Raw genomic sequence first — 25,271 nt, forward strand, 5'->3', positions numbered from 1 at the left:
CATTTAGTTATCGAAACATGAAGGCCTTCCCCTCATGATCATCGTTCATTAAAGAAAAATTTATGAAAAAAATCGTTATTTTAATTTCCATATTGGGTTTGACACTCAACGGCCATGCACAGATTTTAAAGAAGATACAGCGCAAAATGGAGGATAAAGTTGAAAAGTCGGTTGATGGTATTTTGAATGGTAAAACAGAAGAAAAAAACCAACAGCCGAATGCTGGTATTCCGGGAACGACAGGTCCTAAAACCGCAGGAACATTTGACATTCTGACAAAGTCCGAGCCCTTTATAGCTGGTAATGTGCTCCTGTTTGAAGATAGCCTGAACTACGACACACCAGGTCGTATGGCAAAATATTGGCAAACTAATAGTACGGGCACCGTGGTTGAAATTAATGGAGCTCCGGGAAAATGGTTAAAATTGGCCGACCAGGCTTCTTACCAGCTAGACACCTTACTCCATTTGCCCCAAAAATTTACGTTGGAGTTTGATCTTTTAACGCGCGCCAGTGAAGCTAAGGATTTACGATCGATAGATTTTGGCTTTTCCAAAAATAACAGTACACGAAAATATATCTATGGCGTGGCAAACGAAACAAATGTATACACCAGCTTGCAATATTACTACGAAACGATTAACACCACCAGTAATAATAACAACAACCAAAGCAGGATAGAGTTCCCGCTGAGCAATTATGCAAACGCCATCATGCATGTATCAGTGTCCGTAGATGGTAGCCGAATGCAGGTTTATATCGATGATCACAAGGTACTGGATGCCACTGTCCTGAATCCACAAGTGCCCAAACATTTTTTCCTATCTACGGAAAATTACCGTAATAACGCAGTTGCTCTTATTAGTAATCTGCGCATTTACGGTTTTTAATCCCTTACCACCCGATATAAATTACTCACATTTCCCGTCTGTCGTACAGCTTTGCCCTTTTGTGATCTCCAATTGATTTTCCGGATTTAGCTTGCGCCATTCGGGAAAGGCTTTTTCGAGCATTTGAAGAAAAGCCTCTGCTGGCTGTGCTCCGGATACGGCATATTTTCTGTCGACGACAAAAAATGGTACACCACGCACGCCAATCTGCCTTGCTTCTTGAATATCCTGATTTACTAAATAAGCATATTTGTCGTCTGTAAAAGCCGCTTGCAATTCGGTTTCATCCAAACCAATTTCCGTTCCTAACAGGGTCAGCGTTTCGATGTCTGCAATACTTTTGCCCTCCGTAAAAAAGGCCCGGAATAGTCGCTCTTCCACCTCGTCGCCCAAGTTTTTAGTTTTGGCAAATTGGATCAATTGATGGGCTTTTTGAGAATTGACAATGATCGATTTGTCAAGGTGATAATCTAAGCCCACCTGTTTGGCGGACTGGGTTACATTTTCCAGCATCCCTTTGACCTGATCTAAGCTCATTCCCTTTCGTTTTACCAAATATTCCTCATGGGTTTCATTGACCACTTCAGGAATAGTAGGGTCTAATTGGAAGCTTTTCCAAACGACTTCAATATATTCTTTTTCGGGGAATTCCGCCAATGCCGTTTCAAAATTTCTTTTTCCGATATAACAAAACGGGCACATGACATCACTCCAAATTTCTATTCTCATTTTCTTCTATCTTTTAATTTTGTTTTCTTTAATAACGAGCTTTTTAGCCGTAATCGAAATTACTGACAAAGACTTTCTTTAGCAAGGAGGGTATGTAGAAAGTAAGTCAAAAAAACTAAAAATTTAACGTTTCGGAATTTACATTAAAACAACATGGGAGAGCGTTTTGTTATATAATTTAGTAGCGAAAAATTACAATACAAAATGATCAATTTCGAATATAAGAACCCTACAAAAATACTTTTCGGTCAAGGTAAAATCCCTAAAGTTGCCCTCGAAATCCCACAAGACGCTACCGTGTTGATGGTATACGGTAGCGGAAGCATCAAGAAAAACGGTGTTTACGAGCAGGTTAAAGAGGCGCTGCGCAAACACACGGTTTATGAATTTGGAGGTGTTCCTGCCAATCCTGAATATGACATATTGCTACAGGCATTGGCCCTTATTAAAGAAAAGAAAGTAAGCTATCTGTTAGCTGTAGGTGGCGGCTCTGTGATCGATGGTGTCAAATTTCTATCCGCCGCAGTAGATTACGAAGGTGATCCTTGGGATATCCTGCAACTTCGTATCCGCACAGAAGAAGGTCAGGGTATGCCTTTCGGAACTATCCTTACGCTACCGGCCACCGGCTCCGAAATGAATTCAGGATATGTAATATCCAGAAAAGAAAGAAACCAAAAGCTAGGCGCGGGCGGTCCGGGGCTATTTCCACAGTTTTCGATATTAGATCCGGAAGTTGTCCGATCAATCCCCAAAAAACAAATCGCCAATGGTATTGTTGATGCGTATACACACGTGTTGGAGCAATATATGACGGTGCCTTCGGCCGCCGACCTACAAGAGCGGTTTGCGGAAAGTATCCTGATCAGTTTGCAGAAGACAGCGCCCGAACTGATGACAGCGAAATTTGATTACCCTGCTGCGGCAAACTTTATGTGGTGCTGTACCATGGCGCTCAACGGGCTCCTCCAGAAAGGAGTAATTACCGACTGGGCAATACATGCGATGGGACATGAACTGACGGCCTATTATGGCATCGACCATGCACGTACCTTGGCAATTATCGCTCCATCCCACTACCGCTATAATTTCGAGACAAAAAAAGAGAAGTTGGCACAATATGCAGAACGTGTATGGGGGATTACCGAAGGTACGGTTGAAGAAAAAGCTGCCGCAGGCATTGCACAAATGGAATACTTCTTCCACAGTATGGATATCGCCACTAAGCTTTCAGATTACGTAACAGATTATCAGGAAACAGCCACACGTATTAGGGAAACCTTCATCAGCAGAAACTTGACGGGCATCGGTGAATATCAATCCTTGACACCGGATGATGTATATGAAATCGTCAATATGAGTTATTAACCGCTTCGACCAAAAAAAGCTCCCGAGGCTCACGCCCCGGGAGTACACAACACCATTAAACAAACGGTTTACCAACCGTGCTGTTGTCTGCTTTTATTTTAATATCCATCGTTCTGTGTAATCAGGTTGTTTTGTAAACGCACAATATCCGGAATGGGAAGTACTAATTTTTCCTCGGTAGCTGGTTTGCCTTTGGCTGTCAGTACCGAAACGGCACGATTTTGACGTTTCAGTAAGAACCAGCGCTTAAATTCGCCCGCAAGCTCCATACGGGCTTCGTGTTCGAGCGCCAGCGAAAGTGTTCCATATATATCTGTTGGATACGCCGCAGTACCCCACAAGGGCAAATCAGCCCGATCTCGCACTTCATTCATATATTGGGGGTCTCCGGTAGCTTCTGTCAGCATCAATAACACATCTGCAAAACGATACACCATAAAGTCGTTATTCGCCAATAAAGTCGTACCATTCACGGTTGCATCCGGGTGTATCCATTTCTGGTAAAACTTCTGTTCGACGAAGGTTGTTCCACTTTGATATCCGTGCGCAATCGTAATGTCTCGCCTTGGATCTTCCGTTTCATACTCATTGTATAGATCATCTGTGACCTGATTCATACCTACTCCCGAAAATCCCGATAAATTTATATTCGGAAAAAAGAATTGATAAAACGGACTATGTGTACCGGTGCTGGCATTCGCCGAAGAATATTGAATTTCAAAAACAGACTCCTTTGTATTCTTAGCATCCGGTCCCCAAACCTCCGCAAACGTAGGGAGCAGGGCATATTGCCCACTGTTATATACCTCTAACAATGTTTCGGCTGCAGCAGTCTTGTCACCTAGAGTCAAATACACCTCTCCCAATGCTGTCTGTGCAGCTCCTTTGGTCGGTCGGCCGACCAACTTTACATTAGTCGCTAGCGGCAAGTTTTCCATCGCAAACTGGAGATCGGTCTTTATTTGTTCATACACTTCTGTTTCCGTGGATCTTAAAATACCATAACTCTCTTGTGCCGAAACAGCTTTGGTTACCAGTGGCATACCACCCCACATTCTGACCATGTAGAAATAGTACAACCCCCTTAAAAAACGCATTTCCGCTTCCGCTATCTTTTTATATTCCACATCCAATTGAGAAGCTTCCTGAAGCTTATCAAGTACCGTATTAACATTGAATAAAGCGCTATAGAATGTCCTCCAGAAACTATACACCATCGTATTCGCAGTCTGAATCGTATAATCACGAATAGCATACTTATCAGCTTGGGCTCCCGCTATCAGATATAGTGTAGCATTATCGCTCATCAGTTCACCTGTATAGGATACCGGTCCTTCAGGAGCGTATACGCTATACAATGTGTTCATAGCCGCGGTAATCGCAGATTCAAAGTCCGCTTCGCTGTTATAAAAATTATTGGTATTCGCATTGGAAATCGGCGTCAGATCCGTAAACGATTTTCCACAGCCCGCCAAAAGCACAACAATCAGCGACAGTACAATTTTATTAAAATGATTAATCTTTTTCATTATTACAAATGTTTAGATAATATCTATAAATTCTATCCGCTTAAAATGAAGTTTTCAAACCCAACGTAACCACAAGCGGTAAAGGATAAGACCCATAATCTATGCCGAGCATCGATCCCGAAGGAAATGAAGAAGTCGACACCCCCGTATTTGCTGCAGATGTACCCGCACTGTAATTCGTCGCCTTATAGGTAGTGTTTTCAGGATCGTAACCTCTATATTTACTAAATAGCTTCACATTGTCAGCATTTACAAATACCCTGAAATTATCAAAGGGTGTTTTACTTAAAACAGACTGCGGAATGTTGTAGGAAAGGGTAATGTTTTTCACCCGGATAAAGGATGCATCCTCCACCCAAAGCGTCGAAAACCCTTGTTGAAAAGGTCGTCGGTTAGCCGATGGACGTGGGTTTACGCCATCACCCGGATTTTGTTCGGATTCCCAAAAATTAGCAGCTCCGGCAAACAGGTTCCGTCCGCTGTTCCAGAACCCAAGAAACCGATAATTCTGATTAACGATCTCACCACCTGAACGTCCCTGTAGTAGAACAGACAGCTCTATTCCCTTATATCCAAAACGATTCGTGATGCCCGCGATAAAATTTGCCTGATTATTACCAATTACCGTTCTGTCATCGGTAGTAATCTGTCCATCGCCGTTGATATCGACAATGATCGGGTCACCAGGCCTCGTTGTACCCTCATGCGGGCTATTCTGTATTTCGGTGATATTATTGTATACCCCGTCAAATACATACCCAAAATAATCAGAGACTGATGAACCGACAGCCGTACGCACCGTTGTTTCATTGTCCGTATAGTAAATTGGTGCATTTCCGGGACCTAGTTGTAATACCTTGTTTCGATTTAGGCTGAAGTTAATATCAGTTGCCCACGTAAAATTACGCTGTACATTTTTTGATGATACGAGTATCTCCACACCGCTGTTACGCATCTTGCCTACATTGGTTAACTGGCTCGAAAAACCTGTAATATCCGGTATTGGCACATTTAATAACATATCCTCCGTGATAGAATGATAAACTTCGATCGTAGCCGAAAGCCGATTTCGTAATACAGCAACATCCAACCCCACATTTAGTTGGCTTGTTTTTTCCCAGCGCAAAGCCTCATTATCCAATGTGATGGGCTTTAAACCCGCAATAATATTGCCGTTGGATACGTAGTTTGCCGCCCCCAGTAAACTGATGGCTCCATAGTTCGGAATCTGATTGTTTCCAACCTGTCCATAACTGGCCTTTAACTTTAAAAGATTTAATCCGCCAAATCCTTTCATAAAGCTTTCGTCGGATATTACCCAACCTGCAGAAACCGATGGGAAATAACCCCATTGGTTGTTTCTGCTAAACCGTGAGCTACCATCCCGACGTATACTGGCCGACAGAAAATACCTGTTCATAAAATCATAATTTACTCTTCCCAAGTAGCTCTGGATTGCCCATTCACTAGCTGTAGAGGTACCACCAGTAACCGTTCCTGCATTAATAGTCTGTACGAGATCATTCGGGAAATTCGATGCTGTTACGGACTGAAACTCCGTGCGTTCTTTTTGGGAGGTATAGCCCGCCAATACGTTAAAGTTATGGTCAGCCAACGAAAAATCGTAGGTAACCGTATTTTCCCAGAGCCAGTTTAGTTTATTACCGGCATCAGCTGTGGCCGAAGAAGTAGCGAGGTCCTGATTAAATCCATACCCTTGATTTTTCATTCTGTAGAAATTATACACGTTATTTGACAAGTTTGCACTCAAGCTCGATTTAAACTTCAAACCTTCTATAATATCGTATTCCAAGAAACCCAATGCAAATGTATTGTAAGCTTTATTCTTTTTATCGGTAAATCTAGTCGTCGCATAAGGATGCCATAAGTTCACCGGATTAAATTGCTGTGGATATCTATACCAAATCGAATTAGGATCGACAATACCTAAATTACCATTTTCGTTATACAACGGGAAAAACGGATCGCTTTGTAATGCCAGACTAATGACATCGCTCTTTCCATTAACACCTTCGGTTCGGTCATGTATACCGGTAAGGCTCAAATTCATGCCAACGGATACCTTGTTAGAAAGTTTTTGGCGAATATTAGATCTCAATCCCAGCCGACGATAATAGTTCTGGTCCAAAACCGCATCCTGATTGAGCAGGCCTGCTGAAAACAGATATTGCGTTGCATCCGTCCCCCCCGAAACCGATAGTTGTGCATTAGCCATAGGTGCCGTCCTGAACATCACATCCTGCCAATCGGTGCCGTCCCCAAATTGTTCCGGACTGTTAACAAATTCCTCCGGAATTTTATACAAGGTAGAACCTCCCCTAGCACTGTTCGGATCGCTAGCCTTATTTACCTCCGGATTCAGGTCCACCCATGCATTATTTTTTGCAGCAACATAATAGCGTATCCATTCTTGAGCATCCATCATATCCACCGTCCTGGTTACTTTCTGAACACCGTAATCAAAACCAGCTGTAACAATGGGTTTGCCAGGCTTTCCTAATTTAGTAGTAATCATGATTACGCCATTGGCGCCACGAGATCCATATATTGACGCTGACGAAGCGTCTTTCAATATTTCTACCGATTGGATATCCTGCGGGTTGATCATGTTCATATTAAAATCTTCCAAGGGCACACCATCTATTACAAACAAAGGATTAGTACCAGCCGTGATGGAGCTGACCCCTCTGATCTGTACGACCGGGGCAGCACCGGGTGCTCCCTGCGATTGCGTAATATTAACTCCGGGAACCGTTCCGCTAAGAGATTGCACCACATTGCTAAAGGAACGGTCTTTGAACTCGTCATAATTAACGGATGCCACCGAACCGGTCACCGATCTTTTTTTCTGCGTACCGTATCCCACCACGACGACCTCATCCAAATTCGAATCTTCGCTTTCCAAAACCACATTTACCGTTGCCGAACTTACCATCACTTCTTTATCCGCATAACCCACGGAAGAAAACATCAACATATCGTCAATTTGTGCTTGAATAGTAAATTGACCACTTTCGTCCGTTGCCGTTGCTATAGCTCTCCCTTTTACCGATACACTTATTCCTGGCAATGCAGCCCCGTTACTATCCACAACCTGACCACGCACTTCACGTTGCTCCATAGCTCCGGAAGCTATCAAGGATACTCTCTTATTCTCCGCCTCACGCACTACGATCGACTTTCCGTCCACTACATAGGTCAAGCCTCGATCGTTGAAGATCGCACTTAACGCATTTTTGAGGGATTCATTTTGAAGGTTCACCGTAACCAACCCCGACTTTTTCAAAATAGCAGCATCACAGATAATCGTATATCCTGTCTGCTTCTTAATCTGTCGAAAAACGTCTTTCATCGAAGCTTCCTTCCGGTTCAAATTAACAGTCTGTCCAAGTGCATTCGCATAGCTCTGCACCGAAAAGACAACGATAAGAAGTAAGGTCAATTTCATAATAATTAAGTTTCTATAGTGTGACAACAGGTAGCTCCGCCATAGGGATAAAACGTCTATTTTCATCTGAATAATTTTGTTTACAAAGGCGACGAAGCCATCAGATTTTTCACAATTGTTTGTACAGGAAGTGCGAAAAACCATGATAGTTTCATTACTTTTGATTGGTTTTAAGTTTACATAAATAGTTTATAATGCATTTTATGGAAGTTAACCATCGGCTGGGGAAGCTCCACCTTCCCCAGCTTCTTGTTTGCCTTCCGAACGAGTAAAAGGCGCTATTTCATAAAACGTACCCTCCTTCCCTCAATTTCCACTTTTACATTTTTATTCGTTAGCTGAACCAGTTTCAGTACTTGCCCGAAGTTTTCGCGCCGCGGCACGGATCCCCAAAGATGAATATCCTTCAAAGCTGGATCAACGTCAATGTCTAAGTCATACCACCTTCCGATTCTATTAGCCGCTTCGACCAGGCTCTCTTCGTTGAACATGAACTCATCGTTCTTCCAAGCAATGTATTCATCGACATTTACATCCCCAACTTCCAAATGCTTGTGCGTTACCAATGCTTGCTGACCAGGGTATAGCACCCGCTCCTTCTGCCCCTCTATAGAAACCGCAATGCGTCCTTCCACCAACGTCACTGCGGATCTACGCTCTGCGGGATAGGCGTTTACGTTAAAATGGGTACCCAGTACTTCAATCCGTTGGTTGACGGTTTCCACAATAAACGGTTTAGATTTATCTTTAGCGACTTCAAAATAGGCCTCCCCTGTCAGCTGAACCACCCGATTCTCACCTGCAAAAGTCTGCGGATAACACAACTCGCTTTCCGCATTCATCCACACCTTGGTACCATCGGCCAAGACGACATAGAAATCGTTCCCTCGTGGTACGGACAGCGTCATCACAGCGTCATTCACTTGGGTTCCGTCATCAAACAAAGGGCTTCCGTCACTATACCGAAGCTGATCACCTGTAATAATCCCGCCTTCGTCCGAACGCAGCTCCACGTTCCATCCGTCCGATATCGATAACCTGACACCGTTTTTTCCGGGTAGAATATTCGTCGCCAACTCCATCATATCTGGCTGTTTGACGGGCTGCGAAGGTTGCACCCATAAGATACCAATCACTAGCGCAGCACAAGCCGCGATACCGGCTAACCCGTAGCGGAACCATTTCATTTTGTTTACAGGCTGTATCTCTGCAGTTTCTTGTATTCGATCGAGAATCTTTGCCAAAACTGGATCATTAGCCATGTGATCATCATCCTGAGATAAACTATTATATAGTTTAATTGCTTCTATAAATTGATCGTTGTTTTCCATTTCGCCGAGCAACTCCTTCAAAGACGGATGTTTTTCAACGAAGGTATTGATATCAATCTCGGTCGCTCTATCACGAGTTGGATTTATAAAATATCGCTTCCACTGAAGGACGGTCTGATCTATTCGTTTCATGGATTTATAATCGTATTGTAATAGTAAGACACATTCCTCTCGGATATCTTACACAAAAAACAAAAATAATTATAAGAAACTGATTATTAACTAGAAACACTTATAAACAGAGGCATATTCTTATTGCAAAAACAAGGTATGTAACAACGAGAATGTCACGACTAGTCCTTTTTTCATAAGCAATTCGCGCAGGGTCGCAATAGCCCGGGATCGGTTAGCATATACCGCAGTAGCGCTAAGTTGTAATTTTTCACTGATTTCCTCCACGCTCATATCTTCCAAGAAAGTATACCGAAACACTTCCTGTTGCTTTAACGGAAGTCTATCGACCTCTTCCATAATGCTTTTGATTAGTTCTGTACGTAGTATGTTCCCAAATATATCATCATCCTCTAAGAGCGTTTCTTCGAAATCGGCCGGCACATCTTCCAAGGACATAGCCTGTGGTCTACGCAGATAGTTTAAACTGGCGTTTTTCGCCATGACATACAGATAAGCTCTTAAACTATCTATACGACGAAGGTTAGTCCGCGCATTCCAGGCCTTGACAAACACATCCGACACGATATCTTCCGCGACTTCCCGACTTCCCACATAACGTATAACAAAAAAAAGTAACGGTTGCCGATAGAGACGGTATGCGGTCGTCAGCCCTTCCACTTCTCCGTTACACATACTATTTAAGAAGATCACGTTTTCCATTTCCCGGTCCATATAGTTTTCCTCCTAATTTGCCCATTAGCCTTTATTGAAAACTAAATTATCGTTCCGTATTCCGCTGGAACACGTTTTTACGATGTATAGTCGCAATGACAAAAGCAAAAATATAGGAGACTGACTAAATTACGAATCTCTTCGCTAAATCCGTCCTGTACCGTCTGCGCCCATGAAAAAACTCCCGAGGCTTACGCTCTGGGAGTTCAACTTAGACTAATAAATATAATTTACCTATCGTGTTACCGTATTCGTCACCTACCTAACAGTAAACGGCTAATTAAGTAATTGACCACGGTGTCTACTACGGACAGTTCGTGATCGTGTAACCATCTCTCTGCGGACAAATATTGGCAAAATTAAATTTACTCACATTTGAATGAGACAGCAAATCTGCTGGAAGCTCCCCGCTAAAATTATTATCTTTAATCTCCAACGTCATCAGCTTTGTCAACCGTCCAAAAATATTTGCCGGTACAGATCCCGATAATTTGTTCGTGTGTATGGCAAAATTTTCTAGACTTTCTAATTGAGCAAACTCTACGGGAATCGTCCCCGTTAATTCACTACGTTGAAGCAGAAGCAACTTCAACTTCGACAAATTGCCAATAGTAGTCGGTAGCGTGCCGGTAATAAAATAATTATTTTCCATCCGTATTTCTAAAATTTCGGTCAGATAGCCTATTTCTGTCGGTATCGGCCCTGCTAACCCTTTGGCCGTCAATGTGAGCCTAGTCACCCTATTTTTACCATCAACCGCCGCTATCGTTACTCCGTTCCATGCACTAGAGACCGTCAGCGGTTGGGTAATATCCCAGCCAAGCGTACTTGCTGTTCCTCCCATCGTATTGTAAAGCTTAATCAATACTTGACGGTCAAATTCTGTGGTATTAGGCGTATTTCCAGCTTGGTTTACCGTTATTCTAATATCCAATTCCGGCGATTTCAGCGTCACATATCCGACGCGTGACAAAAGCGGATTTGGCGTTGCCGTAAAGGAAAGTTTGTCTCCTTCCCTAACCACCGTTAACCATTCTTCATGTGGATTCTCTACGGTCCATTCCAAGTTCGTTGTAACAAGCACTTCCTGTGCTTCCTCCGGATCTAGCCCGAAAGACAGTGTTGTTTTGTCGGCTTCGAAAGCGACCGTTCCTTGTTGTGTGATGGTGATGCTCTTACCCGAAATCGGCAGTTCCCCCTTTACCGAGATAATCCCTATACGCGCACCAGGCTGCGTGCTAGGCGCTACCGATATGGTCAGCATATCTTCTTCACGGACCACCGTCAGCCACTCCACATTGGTACTCGCCCCCCATTCCATATTACTTTTCACGACAACTTCCAAGTTGTCGGCACCCGTCGGTTCTACAGCAATCTCAGCTTTGTCTACGATTAGGGTTGGCGTATTACCATGCTGTTTCACAATGACAATTCGGCTGACATTACCATCCACGCCAACCATCTTCAGTTTAGCCACCCGCTCGTTGACTGTCTCATTTTCAATCATTTTTAACTGAATAGCACCATTCTCTTTCGTAACCGTAATCCAGTCAGCATCGGCCAACAAGCTTACCGTCCATTCCACATTGGATTTTACCGGAATTGATCCAGTCAGTTCGTCGCTCAAATATTCAGCAACATCACTTTCAACTTCTAAACTCGGTTTAAAAACTTCCTCAACTTCTTTTTTGGAGCATCCGGAAAATGTCCAGCAAATAAGTAGACACAGGATCGTTAGTCTTTTCATAATTAAGAATATATTAGATAAAAATTTTATTTAGCTGTAAATTATTTAGCCGTAAACTGGACATAATTAATCGCTAAGTTTCCAGAAACTACCTGCAATTTAATATCATGTGCACGGTAATCGTCCATCCGTATTTCTTTGGATGAAACCGTGTTCCATTGCCCATTTGATGTCGGTAATTGGATGATTCCGGAGTCTTTCCCATCTATACTGTAGCGAATCTCTGCCGACGAGGTAGCAGAATAGCGGATATCCAGAACTGATTTTTTTCCTAGGGGGACCTCCTTCCATTGCAACCATTCCCCAGATTCTGCATCCGTGACCGCCCAGCCGCCATGTGTATCGTTACATTTGGCGACATCCAGATCACCCCTTCTATAAGCGTTGCTACTGTTTCCTGCGGTCTTATCCTCGTAATAGTCACAACCTTCTGCCTCCAATTTTAATACAGCTGGATAAGGCTCCTTACTAAAGCGTTTTAAGATATTGAGGCGTTGATTCGGGTAATCATAGTACTTCGTATCCGTACTCCGCCATAGGGAGGCATTTTCTAAGACATCCACGTGTCCCTCGATCAAAATCAGCTCCGCATCTTGGTTGATCATATTCGTTAAGTTATCGGTCAACGTTTTTCCATGGTTCGCATCGATAAACATGGGATTTCCCGAAAGATCGCCAATAGAAAACCCCGGTACGCCAACACCAATAGAATGACCATTGTGCCGACGCAGCGTATAAGGCTTATCCATGACGAACCAATCGTGGAAGGCGTCGACTACCGGCGCATAAACCGTCTTGTCCCGATCCTGAAATGATCGGTCAGCGATAATAAATGGATCGACCTGGAAAGATGCTTTAAAATCACTCCGCAGACGATTCAAAATAGCCGATAACTTTCCTTCATTAACCGGCGTATTGTCATTTCGATAATCTACAAAATTATTTACGCTCCAGAGGATCAATACCGGTCTATCGTCGATTTTAAGTAAGTATTTATCCGGCACCGTTTCAAAGGCAATTTTGATGTTGTAGTCCCAAATATATCTGTAAATGCCCTGATCACTATCGTCATCCAAGAGATCCAACGGGTAAGGAAATCTATCTTTATCCGTAACATAGCTATTGTACAGGTTACGGTTTCTCGCGGCAGACCAAGATGAAGGGCAATCGTCAAAAATCGCGATCTTAAACTTATCCTGCACCCCTTTCCTTTCCATTGCCGCCACCAGATCCTTTAGTCTATTTGGGTCGCCATGATCTATATATTTTCCAGGCTGAGCAAGATAGCCCCTACAGTTTGCAGCTACATAATCCTGTCCACTATAATCAATTTCTTCAACCAGATTATCCCACCACTCTTCTTCGCTCTCCTGTAATGTAGCGTCGTACAAAGGCATATTATACAACGTACTGGAAGTGCTTACTATATTTCCTTTCCGCAGATCACCTTGAAACGAAAATAAAGAACCCAATAAATATTCCTTTTCTCGTGTGGGCACATCTTCTTCTACGCCGTCTACTTCTGTCGGCGGATCGAGCGGATCATCACTGCTCAAATCTGTGCTTTTAGAACAGCTTAACGTAAAGGCGACAGTCGACACCAATAATAAGTTTACCATTTTTTTCATCGGTCAGTATATTATTTGTTATTTAACTTTTGGATTGGAAAAAGAAACCTTTAGCTGTGGTAAAAACGCATTGCTGTTATCACATTTGAAATGTGCTTTAAAACGATTCTTATCATCGTTTCCTATCTTCAACGTCAGTTTGTTCCAACCTTGCAACAAAGGCAGCTCTTTGTAAGTACTATTGCGGTTGGTGATATCTGCTGCTTTATACAGCCTGTCATTGATGGCCAGCGTGCTCACCCAAGTATCCACATATAACGTCAATTTTGGCATATTCGGTTCGATCAATAAATCATCTAACGGGCGGGGGCTCCACACCCAGAAGTCTACTGTATAGCCCTCACCCTCCTTCACCATTTTTTCCTTGCTGCTTTCCGGGAACTGTAAATTGCCGTCCCGCAAAAAGAAAACATCCACCATGCTCTGCTCCGCTTTCTTCGTAGGAATACCCGCCTGCCTCAATAAGGTTTCTAGCGTTTTGTAACCTTTTTCCGAGTTAGCAAACTCCGTTAAGGTACTGACAAAAAGTGTCGAGTTTGCTTGTTGATATTGAACAAACACCGGCAGCGCAACATCCCCTTCCCGTTCACTTCTTATTGTTGCCGCCGTTTTAATTTCTTCCGGTCGTTTATTCCATTTCCGCCAGTCGGTAATGCACCCTTCCAACAGCACATCGCCTTGATTCACCAAGTCGCCCGATAAGCCGTGTAAGGCGGCATCCGTCTGCTGTACCTCACAGAAGTAAAAATCGGAATTATGTAGTCCGGTGAACCAAGACTTAGATTTTGGTATAAAAGAAGATATCGCTCTGTTCTTCACCGTTACCGCCAAGGGCAACAATTGCCTGAAACTAGATACGGTCTGCGGAGTTACCCCCCAGATCCAAACATCCGCTCCCTTGCCAACCTGCTGCAAAATATACTTTTCGTTATCCGGCGCAAGATTTGCACCTCCATCTACAATAAACAATGCTTTATCGGGATGTTTTACCTTATTGACAAACTGTACACCCTGCGCATCTAGCACCTGCCTAGCCGTACCATTTTCACCAACAAAAACGACATCAGTATAACGCTGCTCCGCTCGGTAAGCGGTGTCGGACGCACTAGCTTTGATCAGGTCTTGGTAAGGTGACCAAGCCGGTTTCTCCGGTGCATTAGCCGCTCGAAGCGCATCGTACATCGGCCAAGGGTCGTAGAGCGGCAAAGTAGGATCATAGCCCGGATTAAAAGTCGAGCTATATGGCCCTATCCGCTCAGGCTGTACGCCAGGCTGTCCTTCCACATACGAGGAAAAGAACACACCATCTTCGGTTAATGAAGGCGGCTGCGTCAGATCTTTCTTACCGATTGCTAACGGTTTTAACGCATACCAAGCCATATTAAACACCGAAATATAGGAAGCCCCCATTTCGCGCTGATTAGCAATTAGGTGGTAAACTTCGTTTGCCAAACCTTCCATACGCCCCTGTTGCGACTCGTAAGCCCGTTCGCCATTGTACTTAGCAACCTGTTCAGGTGTGCCATAGTATGCCATACTATGCTCTCCTATTCCCCAAGGTTTTCCGATGCCAACCCAACGTTTCATCGAATTCAAATCACCATAATGTCCAACCGTCGTCGGAAGGATGCCATCGCCGTCATCTTCTCCGTCAGCAGAAATCCATGGACGTGTAGGATCGTTCTTCGTCACGATTCCCCGCCAATCTTCCCATGCTTTCTTTTGCTCGGTCATCAATTCCGGCTTATTGTACACATGGAGGATAACCGGCTTATTTTCATTACTGACACTCCAGCCAAACACCGAGGCATGATTTCTGTCGCGCAAGACAAAGCGTTCGAGATGCCTCTTTGAGGCTTCCCAAAACTCCGGCGCATCCAATTTTGGGCCACCATCACTCGCCCAGTTTGCCGTTTCATTCAACACACAAATCCCCATCTCATCCGCCATATCCAGATAGAACCGTGGGTATACTTGCGCATGCGGCCTAACAGCGTTGCCATTCATCCCCTTAATTGCTGTAAACCAAGCCCAAGCATAACGTCTGGTCATCTGCGGAATACCCATAAAATGCCAAGAATCACCTTTAAGCGCAATCGCTTTTCCGTTGAGGAGCTGTTTGGTTCCGTCAGACGTCCATTCCCGCCATCCAAAGCGCTCATACTTGGTATCCATCTTTTGGTTTTGCTGGTATAGGTTCAATCGGAGCGCATATAGTGCCGGATATTCCGGCGTCCAGAAAATTAAGTCCCCCGAGTTAACCGGAACACGGATCGTAGTCTTGGTCGCCGCATTGGGCGATAAGCTCAACTTCGTATCTGTAATACTCAGGGATTGCTGCCCCAGCTCCCAATTAGGAACCGGAACGCTATTCACGTCCGTACCTGCTCGGTTTAGCCACTCGTTGACCACACCATCCAGCCGGACTTCCGCTTGCTTATCGGTATTGTTTTTTACGGTAACCTCCAGTTCGAGCATATTTTTTGAGACCAAAGGCTTAACAAAAATATCCTCCACATTAATTTTTGGATACGCCAACAAATAAACATCTTGCCATATTCCCCGTATATTGGTTCCCCACATTGATCCAGCGGGAATTACTCTTCTACCGATCGTCGACTTATTTTCGTATAGCGCTTGATCCCTTACGCCAACCAAGACCTCAATTGTCTGACCCGGTTTTACCTGCTCCGTAATATCCAAATCAAATGGTAAAAACAGATCAAAATTTTCCGCTACTTTTTTACGGTCCACATAGACTTCCGTAAAACCCGCTACCGCTTCAAAATAAAGCTTAACCTGCTTGTTATCCCAATCCATCGGGATGGTTACTGCTTTTTTCATCCAAGCCATACGAGCATCTTCCCATTCCTTAGGATAAGAGGGATAATTTCGGTGATCTGGGCCCTCCAAACCTCGATTGGCGAAAGCATTGACATTCCACGCCGATGGGATTTTAATTTTTGTGCTACTCCAGGCATCCGCGTCCGGCAATGGCAGTTCGGGAGCTTTACCTTTTCCCATTTCATACCCTTTAGGCAAAGCCACCGTTTGTATATCCCAACTGCCATTTAAGCAAATTTCTTTTCTGAATTCGGCTTCCGTTCTATTCACGAAACCCTCACTAGGAGCAAAGACGTGGTTATAGGTCAGTTTCTCCGAGGTCTGTGCGCAAAGCTGTACCGTACACATACTCGCTAAAGCCAAGAATGCCAAAATAATCTTTATTTTCTTCATGCTGCTATTTTCAACTATTGTTCAATCGTTTAAATTATACACCATTTCTACCTACTCTATAATACTTTCTACTGAGGGAGGCACATCCTTGATATCACTTCCCCACTGGGTATTCGCCTTATTTCCCATGACTAAAACCAATTTTCCACCATCGGCAATATCCTCGTGGTTGAACCAAGGTTTATTCCATTCTTCACCATTTAAGGTTGCCGATTGGATATAGATATTGTCCTGTCCGTATTTTTCGGCGACGATTTCAAATACCTTTCCGCCCTTCAGTTCTAGCTTGACCCTTCTGAACATCGGCGTACCGATATTGTAGCTTGGTGAACCCGGTGTTACCGGATAGAATCCCATAGACGAAAACACCACGAAAGCCGTCATTCCTCCGCCGTCTTCATCCCCTGGAATGCCCATGAGGTCATTACGAAACCATTGTTTCAATAAGGTGTGCACCCGTTTTTGGGTTTTCCAGGGTTGTCCGGCGTAATTGTACAAATACGGAATATGCAACGCAGGTTCATTCGCCATAGAATACTGCCCAACATTCCCCGTATGATCGGGCAATTGCGCATAAAATTCAGGCTTACCTCTTCCCATTGGCTCCCGAAATGTCTGATCTAGGTTGTCCGTAAACTGCTCTGGAGACCCCATCAAGGCGATTAAATCAGCAGGGTTATGTGGTACATCCCAACGATACACCCATCCATTATTTTCGTCGTAATAATCTCTGGCACCCTTTCCTCCCGAATAGCGATAATCAAAGGGTTCGATAAATTCTCCTTTCCCATCTTTAGGATGGAAAAAGCCCGTTTCCGCATTATAGAGATTTCGGTAATTATAAGAACGTTTCAGGAAATACGTATAATCTTCGGTTTTGCCCAGCTCTTTCGCGATCTGCGCTAGACACCAGTCGTCATAACTGGTTCCCAACGTTACGGCTACCGGCTGGCGCTTTTCATTTGGATTTACTTCCGAAACATACTCCGTTTCGTCCGGCCGAAGTGCCGGATAGAATCCATGCTCGTGATAGAAAACATCCAAAACCGTATTCGGCACCCGCTTCCAGGGCAATAGCGATTTCTCCGTAAGCGCGGCCTTACAGGCAAGATAAGCTGCTTCTAAATCGTAACCTCGCAATCCCTTCGCATAAGCGTCCCAAATAACCGCTACGGCATGATTTCCGTTCATCCTATGGCTGTCCCCGGTTACTTCCGGAAAGGTGGGCATCCAACCCTCTTTGGTCTGCTCTGCCATGCGGATATAAGACTGTATCATGTTCCTTTCCATATCTTCGGCGATGAGGATACGTAGCGGATGTGTCGCGCGGTAGGTATCCCATATCCAATCGTCGGTATAAAAAGGTATCCCGCCGTCCTCATGTACCTGATGATCCATGCCGCTATAATATTTCCCATCTTCAGAAAGATTAATCATTCGTTCATAGGTACGATATAAACTGGTATAGAACACTGTTTTCTGATTTTCATCATCTCCCTCTACTTCTATTTTCCCAAGCGCTTCATTCCAGATTTTCCGGCCTGCTTCCGCGACCTGCCCCACCTGATAAGTGTTGATTTCGCGCGCTAAGTTTTTCGCCGCCTGCTCTACACTGATAAAGGAGATTCCGTACCGCACGCCGACCACATCTTCATTAAAGACAGCCGCGACTGCCTGATCCTTTCCGATTACCGCATCGTGGTCCTTTTTGATCTTTCCGTTTTCCAGCGCACCGGATTCGACCGGGTTCTGCTCAAACTCCATATACAAATACACCTTTGTAGGGCCATTATCGACGATTTGATAACCCGATACACGGTTAGCTTCTGTTTTGAGTTCGCCATTCCGGGTATTCACTACGAGTACATGTTCCCCGTCACGCTCAAATTTCAGTTCGTAGACGGCTGCCTGATGTGCGGGGGCAAAGTCTACATCGATGCCCATTCCGTCCAAATACACCGAATACCGATAAGGTTTTATTTTTTCCAGATCGTATGTGTAAGACTTAATAGCGCGCAACTCCTCCTTCACACTGTTGTATGGGCTTAAGTTAAAAGCCGAGCTACCCCGGTGGCTGGTCACCATGATGGGTAGACCATTCACCTCATCCGCCGTATAATCTTTTCTTTCCGGATATACCCGGAGCATACTATTCGGGAGATGTACTGTCGGAAAAGTAGGCACCAGTAGATGGCTAATGTTCCCGATATAAGGATTCACATAATCTACCGGCATATTTTTCTTATTCTCCTCGTTTTCCTTCGTAGTGCATGACGATGACAATAGTGCCATACCGAGAAACAGGGAATACAGAAGTCGTGTCTTTATCATAAAAATTCAAGGTTAGGTGTATTTATTATTTTTTTCGCGAGGGTATCTCTTTCGTGAAAACCCGTTCTTTTCTCAGCATTTTTCCAGCTTCTCCGGTTAGCCATAAATAGTAGTCGTTATCTAGGTTGTCTTCTATCCCTTCAAATTTACCATCTCCATTGCGAGGCACTTCACTTCTTCGGGCTGTTTTAAAAATTGCCGTTCCTTCATCAATTTCGTCAAACATGGCAACATAAAGCATTTCGGCTCCATAGCCGATACCACCAGCCAACTGTTTCCATAAAAACTTTCCGGCATTCCGATCGATATAAGCAGAGCTTTCGCCTTTCAGATTTTCCCAGGAAAATCCGGGAAAGCACAACGGGACATAATCGATGCCATTCGCTTTACACCACGCGATATCGCCGGGGATCAGCTTGGCCGCAAACGCTTCATAACTTTCTTCCTTATAACGCCCTACGAACCAAGGAAGTAAGACATCGCATTTTTTGATCAGTTCGTGCAGTTTTGGATTACTTTCGGTATCGGATTTTAATTCGCGCCAATAAGTGGGGACACCGATCATGATGCTATAACCCCGCGCCCGCAGGCCGTCGATCAGCTTTTCCGCATCCGGCAACCCATACGCTCTATCATCGTTGAAGCCGATGCCCCATATCGATACCAACGGCTTTCCATTATGGAAAAGATAGGTAGGTGCTTTTTGCCGCTTAGCAAAATCATACGTTTTGTCCAACCGGTCGAGGTCCGCCAACAACAGTTTCTCATCACCTGATTTCATTCCACTTAGATCGTACATCACCACGATAGAACGGTCGTACTCCGCTGCAGATTTCAGGGCATTATCCAGTACCTTATCGAAATGCTTTCGCCCGCTTTCCCCCTTGATCTCACTGACAAAACGTTGCATAAAAGCACCATCGATACCGTATTCTTTCATCCATTTAAAATGGAGATTTACGGTGCTGTAATCGTACGAACTAAACGTGTAGGCCGGCGACCCGTCTTTATGGCTAAAAGCTGTTTGATAGCGTTTCGTATACTCTTTGGTATCCGGCCAGAAATCAACAGATGTGGAGCCCGGTTTAAACCCCTCTCCTCCTTTTTTATAATGATACCATCCCCTGCCTGCGCCATCGCTTGGCGCATTGAACCAACCCTGATAGCCCGTCATCAACAAGCCTTTGTAAGAATCGTATTTCTTTTGTGCATATGCGCTGTTTACGAACAGCCATGCACAGAGTAAACTGTATATAATCTTATTTTTATTCATTTTTCAACGAAGCATTTATCATGTTTGCTAATAGTTTTGCTGCCACCGGATCCGTGCTCGTTTTACGATGTGACATGGACGACACGATTGCATGCCCTTTTCCATCCACTATTTTCAGCAGAGGATACCCTTTGAGGGTCTTCATTTTTTCGGAACGTTGTTCCATTTCGTCTTCGATATAGCCGTGTATTTTAACCAAGCTTGCCAACTCCATCACCTGTTCATCTCTGACCACCTGAAAGACATTGTCACAAACCGTCGGTAGTTCCGGCTTATTGTTGTTGAAATAACGCAGCTCTAACAGGTCGATATCGTCAAACACGGGCGATTCCGGAATTTCCATACTGACGATTTCCCCCTCACTAGGTTTCACCCATCCTGTAATATATTCGGGAAATACCCCTTTAGTTGCTTCCTCACTGTTCAAGATTAATACCTTTCCGCCTTTTGCGATATAGTTTCGCACGCTTTTCAAATCATCGGTAGACGTATCTTTAGATATTGCCGAGAGGATAATAAGGTCCGCCTTTGCCGCCAAAGCTTCACGGATCGTATTTGCTTTGGTATACTTCGCCTGCAAAAAATCGAAAACACCAAGGTTGTCTGCCCCGTCCACGATGATGATTTTTTTATCGGCATTTACCGTATTGGTCCAATTCTTTTCGGCCAAAAGCACCTCATACACATTGGTCGACATTTCTTTGCCGTCTTCCGTATAGCGCAACTTCAGTTTTGCCTTTAGTTTTGAACTTGGCAAGCTACCGGGAATCTGTATTGCGGGCGTTACCCATACCCGTTTATAGTGCTCTACGCCGGGAACCTCCAGCGCACCTGCCGTAATCCGCTTACCATCTTCGGTTTCCAGCCACCAGTTTAGGACACCTGGTTTTAAGTCGCGGCCGTTTTCCAGATCGTTGACAATACAGAAACGCGCAGGCAGAGAGGTCCCCGCAAAGAAGTTCCGTCCCCAGAGTTCCGCACTCGCCAAAACAGGCTGTAGCGCACGCTTCACTGCATAATAAGTCGGATAAGGTTCGATAGTCTGCGGATTGTACACATTCCGGAACCAGGTCAACAAAGCAAAGTGCAGGATTCCAGAAGTTTTATCATTCGAACGCCGCAAGGCTTCCGCCAGCTCGCCCGTGATGAAGGACTGCACTTTCAGGAACGATGCCGGATCTGCATAAGGATATGACGCATAGCCCACCAACGATTGTGGGTTTTGATGGATCAACATATACGAACGCGTAGGATGTCCCGTCTCGTTATTCGGATATCCCGTAGACATTTCCTGGCTAATCAGTGGACGCCCCTCGTTACGGTTACGCTCTTGAAACTCACCGTTAAATTGCTTGAATATTGTATAATCGTACCAGTTAATATACGCATGTACATCGTCAATATCCCCATCGTCGATATCGTTATAAAAATCTTTGCCAAAAATATCTTCCCGGCGGCGGTAGTTGGAATCAAAGCAAATGGGTCTGGTCGGATCAATCGCCCGCATCTTTTTCACGACGTCCGAAATGATTTTCATCTTTTCTTTTCGGCGTTCCATATCCGGATCATTATCGTAGAATTTCATCTCGTTATTAATGGTCCAGAACAAGATCGCCGGGTGGTTTCTGTATTTTTTCAGTAAGCCGAGATACTCTTCTGCCCACATATCGATTAAGGCTTTATCAGGCATTGATCCCTGTATCATAAGCCAGGGCCAGGTCCCTTCGTGGCTGATACCGATCCCGTTTTTATCCGCAGCTTCGATCCAAAGTTTATTGTACGGTGTAGTATGCGTCCGGGTCACCTCGATATTCCCCGCTTTCATAATCTGATAGAAACTATTGGCAAGTACCGAATCGTTGGGTGCCAGCGCAAAGGGTGTATGATTACCTCCACGCAACCAATAAGGCTTTCCGTTTAGATGCAGCAGTCCATTTTTCGATTCAAATGTCCGAAAGCCAGACACTTCCATTTTCTCATCTTTTAGTTCACCATCCGGCGTGTTAATCTTAAAATGGAAATTGTATAAATTGGGATCTTGGGGGCTCCAAAGCCTAGGCTTTAGATCATGTACTCCGTAAGTTACTATCTTCTCCTCGTCGCCATTCAGACGTATCCCTTTCAGCGAAGCCTCTCTATAAAACAGATTTCCTGTTGCTTCCTCGACAATATCAGTAGCCAGGTCAAATTGTACCGGTGTCTTGCTGTGGTTTTTAATCGTCACATCAAATGTGGCTCCCGTGAGTGTCGGACGGATAAAAACATCCTCGACCTTAACCGGATTGCTTACAATCAATTTTACGGGCTGCCATATTCCAGCCGGATCATCCCCATAAAAACCGTGTGCAATATCCTTCAACATTTTGTTGGTCACGGGGACTGTCACCGCTACATCCACGATTTCATCCGCTCGTTCAATATCCTTGATATAATCGCGGGTTACATAGACGGTGATAAGGTTTTTCCCCGGTTTCAAAAATTTAGAGATATCTTTCCGGATCTCGCCAAACATACCGACATGGGACGTTACCAGTGTACCGTTTACATAAACATCGGCCATTTTCGATACCGCATCGAGAATCAGTTCTGATGTTTTATGTTGTATACCCTCGGGCAACTCGATCCATTGTCGATACGCTGCCGCCTTTGTTTTCTTGTAATCGAAGGTATAGCCGGCACATCGATCTGTTTCTTGTTGATAATACGTATCGGATACGCCTTTGGGGAAGGGCCCCATGGTTTCACCGTGCAACCAGATACGGATGGGGTTCCAGAAATTTGGGACACGCATCACATGCCAGTCATGATCCGACACAGCAGGATCCGCAAGCAATTCTTTGTCGGCTACCTGATAATCGGGCATAAAGAGCCAATTTCCATCCAAAGAGATTTCCGTACGCTGTGAACGGAGCTTCTCCATCTTTTTGGAGACATACGCCGCTCTTTCCGTTTGACGTTGCGTCTCTTTTTCCTCGGGGTCAACTTTTACTGTATACACCGTAGACGGCACCCCTTGCAGCGTATTTGGCGCCAGCGGTTCGATCAGCAGATCATCGAATTCGGTTTCGATCCACCCTCCGCCCAGCGTAAGGTAGCCGGAAGGTGCCAATTGGCTATTCTTATCGATCACATCAATCCTAGGTAGCTGCTCATCATTCACAAAAATCCGGATGCGATCACCGACCACCTCTATTTTAAATGTATACCATTCCCCTACCTCCGGTTTAAAATCCAGCGAGGTAATACCAAGCAGTTCATCCGTTCCCATGTATCCCATCCGGCTGAGATAAAGGTCATTCTGCAGACCGCCCATAAAGCCAACGATATATCTGTCAAAACGGTTGTTTGCGCGGAACCCAGCCCATATCTGTACCTGATCAGCATCCTTATGTGCCCGCGCACGAAAAGTTGCTCTAAAATCTTTCAGGTCTTGTTTTCCAAAGCGGGCATAGGCATCTCTAGACTTGAAAACGCCATTTTCTATTTTGGTCATTCCTCTACCAATGACATCCAATTTAACTTGCTTTTCAAAATTTTCTTTAATAGGCGGATCAGCTTGAACGGTAAGGAACATAGACGAGCATAAGCCCGTCATCATGCCCATACGCTTGACAATGTTTCTCATGTATATGTTTTGATTTATTTGACTTTAAATTCGTCTCGAACAATATCGAGGTATTTGGTTCCATAACCATTTCCATAATCTTCCCAGGCCGGCTCTATTTGCGAATCTTTCACCCAGTCGTTGAAGGATTCGATCAGTACCATTGGAGTACGTCCTAAGTTCATTTTCGCCACGTTACAGCGTTCTCTGAATGCGGCTTCATCCTTATAGATAGGCGGAATATTGTAATCTACCGTCGCTCCCGAGTTGGTATATTGGCTGAAGGACGGCGAAGCGGAAGGAACGAAATCAATACCAAAATGTTGGTTTATATAATCCTTATTAAACTTAAAATTTTCGTTTATCAGCTGGCTTAGCATGTAGGTCCGTTCCCACATTCCACCCCCAACATTACACATGTTGTCCATAGTTACGGCATCGACCATTCCATTTAAGAAGAAGTAGGTATAGCGAGCAGATGGAGACCATTGTTGCTGTTTAGCAATGATGTAAACGTCATCCCCGGTATGTTCCTTGATAGTAGAACGGATATTATCGTACACTTTTTTGCTATCGGCGGTGTACAACTGGTGCGGATTCGACAAGACAATAACGGGCCGGCCGTTCGTACGATAATACGTTTCATCCTTAAAATAATCCGAAATCCGCTTCATGAAATTGTACAAGCGTTCTTCCCGTGTCAGTTCCACCCCTGATACCGTGATCTTAGCCGCATTTTCCAGTAAAGCGTTATTATTAAGTCCCGAACTAAAATTACCGATATCTACCGCTATGGCATACCTTAATTCGCCCATATTCACCGAGCCCAATAGACTGGGATGTTCGCCCAGCTGGTTAGTAATTAAAGAATCGGTCCCGTTCATATTTCCCGGATACAGCACGTTGGGATTTTCTTTTACGGGCGGCGTAATCAGAAAATCGATCTTCGCCTGCTTTGCCCATTCCACAATTTTGCTCATGTTATAAATGCCATTATCCGTGGCTTCCAGCTTATACTGTCCGAGTTCAGGCTCAACATACGGACCTATTTTACCATTTTGGGGATCATAAGGATCGTGGATCCGGGGCCAGTGATTCTGGTCTTCAAATGCACTTGCGGTGGTATAGAGGTAGGCGCCTACCGGGATATCGGACGTTACCGGAATCTCCTCTATGGTATAATTTAGCGGATAATCATCGATGGACGGCACATTTTCTTTCTTACAGGATATCATTAGGGCAACGCAAGCAAATACTGCCGCTACTAAAACTTTCATATTATTTTTCAT

The 25,271-nt window shown here is 44.4% G+C and carries 14 protein-coding genes; 2 read left to right on the top strand and 12 right to left on the bottom strand.

The features are described from left to right. The first annotated feature begins 62 nt into the window (after positions 1-62). Positions 63-890 carry a hypothetical protein gene (locus EWE74_RS04785; protein ID WP_130140359.1) on the top strand — a complete coding sequence of 276 codons (828 nt, stop codon included), beginning with the start codon at positions 63-65 and terminating at the stop codon, positions 888-890. Between the two features lie 21 nt (positions 891-911). Here EWE74_RS04785 and EWE74_RS04790 read toward each other — a convergent pair whose 3' ends face one another. Continuing rightward, complete coding sequence (locus EWE74_RS04790) at positions 912-1,619, bottom strand: DsbA family oxidoreductase (RefSeq protein WP_130140360.1); 708 nt, start codon at positions 1,617-1,619, stop codon at positions 912-914. 204 nt (positions 1,620-1,823) lie between these two features. Here EWE74_RS04790 and EWE74_RS04795 point away from each other — a divergent pair, with 204 nt between their 5' ends. Continuing rightward, complete coding sequence (locus tag EWE74_RS04795) at positions 1,824-2,987, top strand: iron-containing alcohol dehydrogenase (RefSeq protein WP_130140361.1); 1,164 nt, start codon at positions 1,824-1,826, stop codon at positions 2,985-2,987. A 98-nt stretch (positions 2,988-3,085) separates the two neighbouring features. Here EWE74_RS04795 and EWE74_RS04800 read toward each other — a convergent pair whose 3' ends face one another. The 11 genes from EWE74_RS04800 to EWE74_RS04850 all read right to left on the bottom strand — a co-directional run bounded on the left by EWE74_RS04800 (position 3,086) and on the right by EWE74_RS04850 (position 25,259). Next, a complete protein-coding gene (locus EWE74_RS04800) occupies positions 3,086-4,516 on the bottom strand; it encodes a RagB/SusD family nutrient uptake outer membrane protein (RefSeq protein WP_130140362.1) in 1,431 nt (476 codons plus the stop codon). A 40-nt stretch (positions 4,517-4,556) separates the two neighbouring features. Next, complete coding sequence (locus EWE74_RS04805; protein WP_239018554.1) at positions 4,557-8,051, bottom strand: TonB-dependent receptor; 3,495 nt, start codon at positions 8,049-8,051, stop codon at positions 4,557-4,559. 212 nt (positions 8,052-8,263) lie between these two features. Continuing rightward, positions 8,264-9,448, bottom strand: a complete 1,185-nt coding sequence (locus EWE74_RS04810; RefSeq protein WP_130140363.1) for a FecR family protein — start codon at positions 9,446-9,448, stop codon at positions 8,264-8,266. Between the two features lie 120 nt (positions 9,449-9,568). Next, the gene (locus tag EWE74_RS04815) at positions 9,569-10,150 is read right to left on the bottom strand and encodes an RNA polymerase sigma factor (RefSeq protein ID WP_165384643.1); all 582 of its coding nucleotides are present in this window, start codon (positions 10,148-10,150) and stop codon (positions 9,569-9,571) included. 316 nt (positions 10,151-10,466) lie between these two features. Continuing rightward, complete coding sequence (locus EWE74_RS04820; RefSeq protein WP_130140365.1) at positions 10,467-11,909, bottom strand: BACON domain-containing protein; 1,443 nt, start codon at positions 11,907-11,909, stop codon at positions 10,467-10,469. A gap of 41 nt (positions 11,910-11,950) precedes the next feature. Next, positions 11,951-13,537 carry a DUF5010 domain-containing protein gene (locus EWE74_RS04825; RefSeq protein ID WP_130140366.1) on the bottom strand — a complete coding sequence of 529 codons (1,587 nt, stop codon included), beginning with the start codon at positions 13,535-13,537 and terminating at the stop codon, positions 11,951-11,953. Between the two features lie 18 nt (positions 13,538-13,555). Then, complete coding sequence (locus tag EWE74_RS04830; RefSeq protein WP_130140367.1) at positions 13,556-16,774, bottom strand: glycoside hydrolase family 2 protein; 3,219 nt, start codon at positions 16,772-16,774, stop codon at positions 13,556-13,558. Between the two features lie 51 nt (positions 16,775-16,825). Continuing rightward, positions 16,826-19,105, bottom strand: a complete 2,280-nt coding sequence (locus EWE74_RS04835; RefSeq protein ID WP_130140368.1) for a GH92 family glycosyl hydrolase — start codon at positions 19,103-19,105, stop codon at positions 16,826-16,828. Positions 19,106-19,130: 25 nt separating this feature from the next. Continuing rightward, entirely contained in the window at positions 19,131-20,378 is a 1,248-nt protein-coding gene (locus EWE74_RS04840; RefSeq protein WP_130140369.1) for a glycoside hydrolase family 71/99-like protein, read from the bottom strand. Beyond that, on the bottom strand, positions 20,371-24,003 hold the full coding sequence (locus EWE74_RS04845; protein WP_130140370.1) for a glycoside hydrolase family 2 TIM barrel-domain containing protein: 3,633 nt from the start codon (positions 24,001-24,003) through the stop codon (positions 20,371-20,373). The genes EWE74_RS04840 and EWE74_RS04845 overlap by 8 nt, the downstream gene beginning before the upstream one ends. 14 nt (positions 24,004-24,017) lie before the next feature. Next, the gene (locus EWE74_RS04850; RefSeq protein WP_165384644.1) at positions 24,018-25,259 is read right to left on the bottom strand and encodes a glycoside hydrolase family 99-like domain-containing protein; all 1,242 of its coding nucleotides are present in this window, start codon (positions 25,257-25,259) and stop codon (positions 24,018-24,020) included. Positions 25,260-25,271 lie beyond the last annotated feature (12 nt).

The organism is Sphingobacterium corticibacterium (genome assembly GCF_004208525.1).
Classification (GTDB): domain Bacteria; phylum Bacteroidota; class Bacteroidia; order Sphingobacteriales; family Sphingobacteriaceae; genus Sphingobacterium; species Sphingobacterium corticibacterium.

What these genes read in the sequence shown, in the direction of transcription:
- EWE74_RS04835 (WP_130140368.1), bottom strand. Translation starts at nt 19,105, where the DNA reads ATGATAAAGACACGACTTCTGTATTCCCTGTTTCTCGGTATGGCACTA.
- EWE74_RS04805 (WP_239018554.1), bottom strand. Translation starts at nt 8,051, where the DNA reads ATGAAAATAGACGTTTTATCCCTATGGCGGAGCTACCTGTTGTCACAC.
- EWE74_RS04815 (WP_165384643.1), bottom strand. Translation starts at nt 10,150, where the DNA reads ATGGAAAACGTGATCTTCTTAAATAGTATGTGTAACGGAGAAGTGGAA.
- EWE74_RS04850 (WP_165384644.1), bottom strand. Translation starts at nt 25,259, where the DNA reads ATGAAAGTTTTAGTAGCGGCAGTATTTGCTTGCGTTGCCCTAATGATA.
- EWE74_RS04830 (WP_130140367.1), bottom strand. Translation starts at nt 16,774, where the DNA reads ATGAAGAAAATAAAGATTATTTTGGCATTCTTGGCTTTAGCGAGTATG.
- EWE74_RS04820 (WP_130140365.1), bottom strand. Translation starts at nt 11,909, where the DNA reads ATGAAAAGACTAACGATCCTGTGTCTACTTATTTGCTGGACATTTTCC.
- EWE74_RS04800 (WP_130140362.1), bottom strand. Translation starts at nt 4,516, where the DNA reads ATGAAAAAGATTAATCATTTTAATAAAATTGTACTGTCGCTGATTGTT.
- EWE74_RS04785 (WP_130140359.1), top strand. Translation starts at nt 63, where the DNA reads ATGAAAAAAATCGTTATTTTAATTTCCATATTGGGTTTGACACTCAAC.
- EWE74_RS04840 (WP_130140369.1), bottom strand. Translation starts at nt 20,378, where the DNA reads ATGAATAAAAATAAGATTATATACAGTTTACTCTGTGCATGGCTGTTC.
- EWE74_RS04825 (WP_130140366.1), bottom strand. Translation starts at nt 13,537, where the DNA reads ATGAAAAAAATGGTAAACTTATTATTGGTGTCGACTGTCGCCTTTACG.
- EWE74_RS04810 (WP_130140363.1), bottom strand. Translation starts at nt 9,448, where the DNA reads ATGAAACGAATAGATCAGACCGTCCTTCAGTGGAAGCGATATTTTATA.
- EWE74_RS04790 (WP_130140360.1), bottom strand. Translation starts at nt 1,619, where the DNA reads ATGAGAATAGAAATTTGGAGTGATGTCATGTGCCCGTTTTGTTATATC.
- EWE74_RS04845 (WP_130140370.1), bottom strand. Translation starts at nt 24,003, where the DNA reads ATGAGAAACATTGTCAAGCGTATGGGCATGATGACGGGCTTATGCTCG.
- EWE74_RS04795 (WP_130140361.1), top strand. Translation starts at nt 1,824, where the DNA reads ATGATCAATTTCGAATATAAGAACCCTACAAAAATACTTTTCGGTCAA.